The following is a 7,497-nucleotide window of genomic DNA, read 5'->3' as shown; positions in this document are numbered from 1 at the left end:
CGCATCGACGTGCCCGTGCTGATCGCGGTCGGCAGCGCCGACGACGTGGCCGGCTCCGCCAGCGCGCTCGGCGCCATCATTCCCGGCTCTGAAGTGCTCGATATTCCGAACCGCGACCACATGCGCGCGGTCGGCGACAAGGTCTACAAGACTGGCGTGCTAGATTTCTTGTCACGGCGGCGGTGAGGCACAAAGAGCCACAAGCAGACATCTCGCGACAGCTATGTGGCCAGTCTTTCGAGAAGTGTGTGGACCGCGAATGCTATCATTGGAAGCACCACGATCGTCATCAGCAATCGTTGCTGCACAAAATTGCCCTTGCTGGTCGTCCCTGGGAAACATCTCCCAAGTCATTCGCTCCCACAAATCGCGGCGTTGCTCGAATATGCAGCACGTGGGCCGACCAAAGCCAAGTGAAGGCGGTGGGGTGAGGGAGGCTCCTCCACACGTCAGCTATGATATGTTGTGCCTTTCTTCATCGCAGGGGAGAGATTGACGTGTCCGAGACCCAGAAGCTGACGCCCGCACTCTCGACGCCTGAGCGCGACCTGCTGGGGCGAGAAGTATATAAACGACTGGCCGACAGAGCGGCTGGCCGCATCAAAGACCTCGATGTTGACGCCATCCTTGCCAAAGGAATGGGGCTATTCCAGAAGCGCTCAATCTCCAATGTAGGGCAATTCGGAGTTGATGGTCTAAAGACGCTCTTCTTGCTGCTTCTCCTTTTCGCGATCCCCGCGGACGACTGCTCCGCGCAGACACCGCCGCCGCCAGTCGACGAACATGCGTTCGAGCGCGTGCAGCCGACGGTCGTGAAGAGATTGGCGACCCGCTTTTCGCTAGGCGCATTCGTCGGCCGCTTCGAGGAGACGCCGCTCGGCGCAGTCCGCGAAGCCGTGGGTGAAGGGACCATCCAACACCAGGGCGACGCTGGAGGTAGCATCTATTGGCTGTGTTATGGGCGCGCGCAGCATCGATTATGGGTCGTGTCCAGCGGAGAGATGGGCGGCCCGGACCATCTCGTCACAGAGATCGTGGAAGAGCTCACCGAGAAAGACACCAAGACCTCGACCGATTGCGCCATCATCCCGGAAAAGTTCGCGCCCCTCGTCTTCGACGGCAAGCTGCATTTGGGTATGTCGCGTTTGGAGGTAGTCACGGCGCTGGGACCGCCGTCGAAGTCGGAAGCTGCTCAGATGGTGTATTCTCACGAAGGAAAGCTCGCAGACGGTTTCGATGAGACCGCATGGTTCATTCTCCGATTTCGTGAGGAAAAGCTCGTGTCCATGCGCGGCGGCAAGACCACGACGAATTGAAGTGGCTGCGAGCAGCGTTCAAGCCTCACAGCGTGATGCAAGCGAGTCACGCTCGCTCACAAAAGCTACTCGCTTGCGCCGTCCGCTACGGGGTCACTTGCGGGCGTTGGCCCGAGCGCCGCAGGCGGCGACGGGTAGCTCTGGCTGCCGGCGCGTGGATAGCGCTAAGGCGTGTCGAGCGTCGAGCGCGTCATGTTGTCGTACACGGTGAACGACCAGAAGTTCTCTTCCGGAATGTCCTTGGGCAATCACCTTGCAGGTTTTGGTGCCTTCCAATTAATTCCTCCCCGCATCGGTCATTGCCAGCAGATATTGCGGCCCGATGCCGGGCAGGCGCCTCGCTATCGCGGGCGTGATGCCGGTGACGCCGTAGAAGAAATGGTGCGCGCATCCAAGGTCCGGTAGCCGTAACGGGGAATGGCTTGCTCCCTCACGTGTGATCTCCGGATTCGCGTCTCGAACTCGTAGCCGCTCACGAACAGGAAGTTGAACCATGACGAGTTAGGAAAATAGAACCAGCTTGGGCCGCGTGGGACCATGAACAGGGCGCGCGAGGTCGCATTGGCGAGTGCGAGCGCCTCGGTCATGATCTTCTTTATGCTCGCGTCGGGCGCGAACGGCTTGCCCTTCACGATGCCGATGGCGGCGACCGGCCTCATCAGCTCCGCGTCGAGCTAGCAGGCCAATCGTTCTCTCATTTCAGGGTAGCTAGTTCGGCGGCGCTTTGGACCCGCCATCGTCCGGGAACGTATGCGATTGCTGCGCCCTTCCCAGTACTTCGCCCGCAGCCGACTTAACCGTCACCTCATATTGGTAAACACCGGGGTTGCAAGGCCCGAACGTGCGAAGAGCGCCAGCCGGAAGGATGCCATTCTTTGGCAGGGGAACTTCCTGGCCGCCGTATTCTTGGTCAGCTTGGGTCAGCTGCACGAGGATTGAAGCCGCTCCTTGCGGAACGTCCTTTAGTCGGATTTCTGGATTGTCGAAGAGGCTAATGCAGGGCCTTGAGTTGAGAAACGAGAAGCTCATTGTCATTCCTGCAGTAGCCTGCCGTGAGACCAGGCCGTGCTGGACCTGTTGTCGCGCGGCCGTTTGGGCCGCTGCCGACGTGGCCCAGATCAGGACCAAACTCGTGACTGAAATTGCTCTCATTGGCTTCGATAGCACAGGCCGAGAGATGAGTCTGATCTATTCTCGATCGGTCGCTCCCTTCCAGGGGTGCCGATGTTGGAGTGCCCGGTGAGGGTCACAAGCGGCGATCGATGTGGGCGCGGCCCCGCGTCTGGTTTGCCGCCGATAGCGGGCGCAACAATAGGGTCAGCATGTTTCGATTAAGGGCCAACAGGCGACATCGACTAAGATTGCGAGCTGATGTGCGCGCTCCCGTGACACTTAAAGGCCGCCTTATCAGCCTCTAGCAATTCGACGGCGCATCGGATCATCGCTAGGCTAAGCGCGTCCATTCCCGGTGATATCAACACGCGGAGCTGCTCAATCTTGTTGTCTATCTGGTCGCACTTGTCGCACATGTGCATCCCGCGGCTTGGAGGCGGGAGCAACAGCTCTCAGTCACCGATAGTAGCCCAGGGATCCGAAAAGGTGATTAAGCTTAAAGCCGCTCTTCCAGCGGCGTTCCTAGAAAGCCACATGGAAATCACGATCAGCCGCTAAACGTCGCGTCCAATGGCCTTCCATCTCGAGCAAAAACGTCGCCCGCTTAAATAAAGCGCAGGCGGCGGCTGACCAGCCCCGGGAAGGTGAGCAAAACCCCGGTGCTGACACAAATTGCACATCCCTAGCGTGAGGTCTGAGCAAAATCGCACACTAAAGCAGACCACGTGAGCCGTGAAGCGACCTTACTCGTTCTCGACTTCACAGGCAGTGTTCACACCGGAAGAATGAGACCCTGCTGCGCAGTCCCATGGCGCCGATCGTGCCGAAAGGACTGGCCGTTTGGACTATGGTGTATTCTATACCCTGATGTTGTACGAGGTGCCCTTCATTTCGTTTTCGGCGGGCGCAATTCGCTGTTGGTCCAGGCTTGAAACTCCGGGACCTGCATTGGATCAATGTCGTCGCACTTGATACACCAAAACTTACGACCGCCTGTCTTGACGATCACGAAGTGCATCGGCTTACCGCAGTTCGGGCAGATCGGGCGGAGAGAGTTTTTTGGCATGGCTACTCACGCTGAAAAGGCGCGAGTCTTCTGCTCACAGTCGTCGGATAGCTGCCGAAGATGGGCCGACGATAGAACCACGTTAGTTAACTATTGTGACCGCTGCATCAAAAAACGAATGACTACGTATAGTTAGGTAGCCACCCTGGTGCAACGGAGAGGTCATTTCCTTCGGTCGCCTCGACCCGAGCGGATCGCTTCGCGTCCTCGTCCGCCAATAGTCGCCGCCCGCAATCTCAGCCTAGATACTCTGATCTGATCGCGCAGCTGATTCAATCGTCCAACTGAGTTCTTAAGTTAGCCGCCGTCGCAGCGACGGCTGCAATTCGCACTTCGGTGAGGGCTGCAATGCGAGGTCGACGGCGGCTTAAATGCGCCGCTGAGAGAGCTCATTTGAGGATCTCGGGCTACTATAATGGGACTGAGGTCCGTTCTGGACGAGCGTCGTTTAAGTACGGCTACAACCCCGATGCTGTACCGGAGATTAGACCCGTCCACCTTGTCGGCCATTCCCTGCGCCTTCATCTCTCTGACAGCATTTCAGCTTGCCGGCCGAATGAAAGAGGCCGCCTGAGGTGGCCTAGCACTCGTCCTTGTCGCTGTGATGAAGATTAAAAGCTCTGTCGTACTTGTCTCGGGCTTCGGTACCAACGCTGTATCGGCCGGGCCACCATGAATGTGGTGGATTGTAGTTGTCGTTCTCAGCGTCTGCCCTGGCTTTCTCGCCTAGCTTCTCGGGCGTCCAAAGGGACATTGATTTATCTTTACCCCACATCTTGGTCCTCACTGACCATCCTCGACGATGACTTTGCTGCGGCCCATGGCGCCGGCAGCAATTTGAAACGAAGTGCCTATCGCCCAACAGCATGCCACCATAACGCTGAATCCATCCCGCATGATGTGGTCAAAGACAATGATGCCAACGGAGAGAAACACCGCTGTCGCGGCAAAGAAAGTTCCGGCTCCGCTAGCTATCGCCGCCGCGTCGGTGCCAAAGCTCCATTCTCCCGGTCTGGTGGCTTTTACTGTCTGCGCAAGACGGCTAGGCAGATCGATGCCCACGAAGAAGGCAAAGGCCCCGTAAAGCATCATCAACAAGACGATCCATTCGTTTCGAAAAAAATCATTTTCCATGCGCATCATTCCTACGGCCACGTACAGACCGCCCGCGGCCCCGACCATGGCAAGTCCGATTCTTTCAAGAATGTGCGCCAATTTGATCAGCACGGAGCGGGCGAGCCACGTCGCGGCGACGCGAGCGTACTTCGCCAACTTTCTCTCCCCAAACGACAAAGCGCTAACAACAACTGCAACGCTCATTCTCATGATATTCTCCTTTCTTACTTTCAAATTGGTCGCCCAACGCACGCAGGCACCACCGAGCGCATCGTGATGCGATTTGAAGTTCATGTTCAGGATGACGTGTGCCTACCGACGGCACTGGGCTGCCATTTGGTGGAAGCGGCGACTTCGGTGCGTCGCCGTTTTGGGGCAGCTCTCTCGGACAAACAATCCGCTCGGCCAAGCCAACAAGCTACGCCGTTTCCGTTCGAGCGCCTAATGAATAACTTCCGCATCGGGGCAAATTTCATTGCGATACCCATCGAGGTCGTATGCCAACTTGCAAGACGTCAGTTCGCGCCAACCTCTCGTCGATCAGTCTGAGGTCGGCATGATGCTCACGAGCCCAACAGCATGCGCCTTGGAGAGCCAGAGCCGATTGGAATCAGTAATGGGGGCTGCGAGGTCAGGGCTGGGTTTGGTCGATGACCCGAATAAAAGAAACAGATTGCTATTCGGGCACAAAGAGCGCACCGTTGCGAGTGTTCGATTGTGACGCTGGCGCGGAGCTGTACTCCAGCGGGACGAAGCGTAGAAAAAGAAAAATAGCTTCAGCACTCTCCACTCACTGTGGAGGCGAATTGAGTTTTCAATCGGAACGCATTTGCCCGAAGAGCTGAATGGCGTCGCTTGCACCCGGCGACATCGTCCCTGTGCTAGTGGTTACGGCGGCACCTCGCGGCCAATCTGCGAGAATGATCATGGTGATGACCCGATCGGGGAGCGAAACGGTAGTGTTCAAGCACTTCCGGATCGCAAGCGCTGAACGACTATTACCGGCCGGCTCATATGAGGTTATTACCGAAGAAGAGTCGACGGAAGGCTTGTCGTTTCCGTCCTTTCGGCCCGTCGCCACCATGATGAAGGTGCCTGCGCCGCCATCCCGCAGCCCTTCAGTCGAGATGGTGACGATCAGTTCGGTTGATCTTTCGGATGGCTGGGAGCCGATGCGATGGCGTGATGCGCCTGTCGACCTCGACAAGCATCGCGATAGCGCCGCGCCGAACACTGACTTTCGCCGAACCCCGGCGGAGATTGAACCCGGTGCCAAGGTGTTGCTCGGTCGGCTTCTGCACCTCGAACCTGAGTTGCTCGCGACACCTGCGAAGCCAAGGACGAGCGCGCTTCCGGAGCTGAAAGTGCCCGGCCGCGACCTACGGATCGATGTTTGCCGCGGCATCGCGCTCTGGTGCATCTTTCTGAACCATATCCCCAACAACATCGGAAGCTGGCTGACGCTGCGGAATTACGGCTTCAGCGATAGCGCGGAAGTGTTCATGTTCGCCTCGGGTGTGACCTGCGCGATCGCGTACGGCAAGGCGCACGAGCGCGGCGGATGGACGGGCGTGCTCGGCCGTACGCTGCAACGTAGCTGGGACATTTACGCCGCTTTTCTGCTGCTCATTCTTGCTTGCGCCGTGATGGTTTACCTCGCAGGCGGCGGCCGGCTTGCCGACGAGACCAACACGCGCATTCTCTTGGAACATCCGGGAGCGACGTTCGCGCAAGCGGCGATCCTGCAATACCGTCCTGTCAACACCGACGTCTTGCCTCTCTTCGTGATTTTCCATCTTTTGTTCGCGCCACTGCTGTGGCTGATGCTCCGAGTGCCGAACGTGGCACTCGGCGCCTCGCTCTTGCTTTATGCGTCGGTGCATCTTTTCGGCTGGACCGTTCCGGCGTGGCCGAACAACACTTGGTTCTTCAATCCGCTTGCTTGGCAGTTGCTGGTTGTGCTTGGTGCGTGGTGTGTCACGGAGGGCAAGAAGTTCTGGCCGCGGTTGAGCTCACGCTTGGCGCTTGGACTTGCCGTTTTCTATCTGGCTTTCAGCCTGACTATCGCATTGGGTTGGAGCATCAGGCCACCGGAGGTGCTTGTCCCACAGATCCTGGCGAAGTTGCCTTATCTGGAGGGCAAATCGGACCTCCATCCTTTGCGATTGCTGCATTTTATTGCCCTTGCGATGTTGGCGGTATGGCTCGTGCCTCGCAATTGGCGAGGGCTGTCGACGCCGGTGATGCGCGGGGCGATCCGCTGCGGCGAGAACCCCCTGGCAATCTATTGCCTCGGCGTTCTGCTCGCTCTTGCCAGCCACATAGCGCTGGTCAAAATCTCAGATGAGCTTGCAATGCAGATCGCACTTAGTTTCTTCGGCATCCTGGTGCTGATTACGGCCGCGACGATGCTCAGCTCGATTAGGAGCAAATCAAGGCAACGACAACCGCTCCTGACTTCCGACTTCATTGCAGAGGATGCACCCTGTAACGCATCTCCGGTCCGGCGACCAAACGGTTGATGTCGCGCGAGATGCAAAGTGGGATTGCTGCGGTGGAACCACTACCGTATCGTGGTGATCGAACCACTCCGCGAATCGGCTATCTTACGACGCGGATAGGCTGTTGAACGCCAAGTCCTCGTGGTGTTCATTTTCGATGAAAGCGATCGCTGCTCGCACGAAGCCAAGCGCGACGACTCTTCACCCAATCTCACCGCGCCTTGACGTCGTCGCCAAACCGCCGCGCTAGCGCCGTCAGCACCACGAAGGTCGCAACCCATGCCATCCGCGCGCCGTAGCGGTCGTGCGGCCCGGAGATGACGGCGCAGATGAAGGCGTTGCCGAGCAGCGCCAGCGTCACGGTCGCCGCGAGCAATGTCAGGTC

Annotated in this window: 5 protein-coding genes and 1 pseudogene; 3 read left to right on the top strand and 3 right to left on the bottom strand. The window is 58.2% G+C overall.

Features of this window, described 5'->3' with window-relative positions; all coding sequences use genetic code 11:
- Together MOV75_RS20580 and MOV75_RS20575 are read left to right on the top strand one after the other, a co-directional pair.
- Window positions 1-186: pseudogene (locus MOV75_RS20580) on the top strand (alpha/beta hydrolase); the annotation flags it as partial.
- Window positions 187-497: 311 nt separating this feature from the next.
- The gene (locus MOV75_RS20575) at window positions 498-1,316 is read left to right on the top strand and encodes a hypothetical protein (protein ID WP_246922314.1); all 819 of its coding nucleotides are present in this window, start codon (window positions 498-500) and stop codon (window positions 1,314-1,316) included.
- Window positions 1,317-1,657: 341 nt separating this feature from the next.
- Here the strand turns inward: MOV75_RS20575 and MOV75_RS20570 are convergent, their stop codons facing one another.
- The 3 genes from MOV75_RS20570 to MOV75_RS20560 all read right to left on the bottom strand — a co-directional run bounded on the left by MOV75_RS20570 (window position 1,658) and on the right by MOV75_RS20560 (window position 4,905).
- Window positions 1,658-1,975, bottom strand: a complete 318-nt coding sequence (locus MOV75_RS20570; RefSeq protein WP_246922311.1) for a hypothetical protein — start codon at window positions 1,973-1,975, stop codon at window positions 1,658-1,660.
- Window positions 1,976-2,024: 49 nt separating this feature from the next.
- A complete protein-coding gene (locus MOV75_RS20565; protein WP_246922308.1) occupies window positions 2,025-2,345 on the bottom strand; it encodes a hypothetical protein in 321 nt (106 codons plus the stop codon).
- A 1,933-nt stretch (window positions 2,346-4,278) separates the two neighbouring features.
- Window positions 4,279-4,905 carry a hypothetical protein gene (locus MOV75_RS20560; RefSeq protein WP_246922306.1) on the bottom strand — a complete coding sequence of 209 codons (627 nt, stop codon included), beginning with the start codon at window positions 4,903-4,905 and terminating at the stop codon, window positions 4,279-4,281.
- Window positions 4,906-5,537: 632 nt separating this feature from the next.
- Between MOV75_RS20560 and MOV75_RS20555 the strand changes: the two genes are divergently transcribed.
- Entirely contained in the window at window positions 5,538-7,133 is a 1,596-nt protein-coding gene (locus tag MOV75_RS20555) for an OpgC domain-containing protein (RefSeq protein ID WP_246922303.1), read from the top strand.
- The last annotated feature ends 364 nt before the right edge of the window (window positions 7,134-7,497 follow it).

It is taken from the genome of Bradyrhizobium sp. PRIMUS42, from assembly GCF_023006515.1.
Lineage (GTDB): Bacteria > Pseudomonadota > Alphaproteobacteria > Rhizobiales > Xanthobacteraceae > Bradyrhizobium.
Note: the sequence above shows the minus strand (reverse complement) of the source record. Positions and strands in the feature narration are given on the sequence as shown.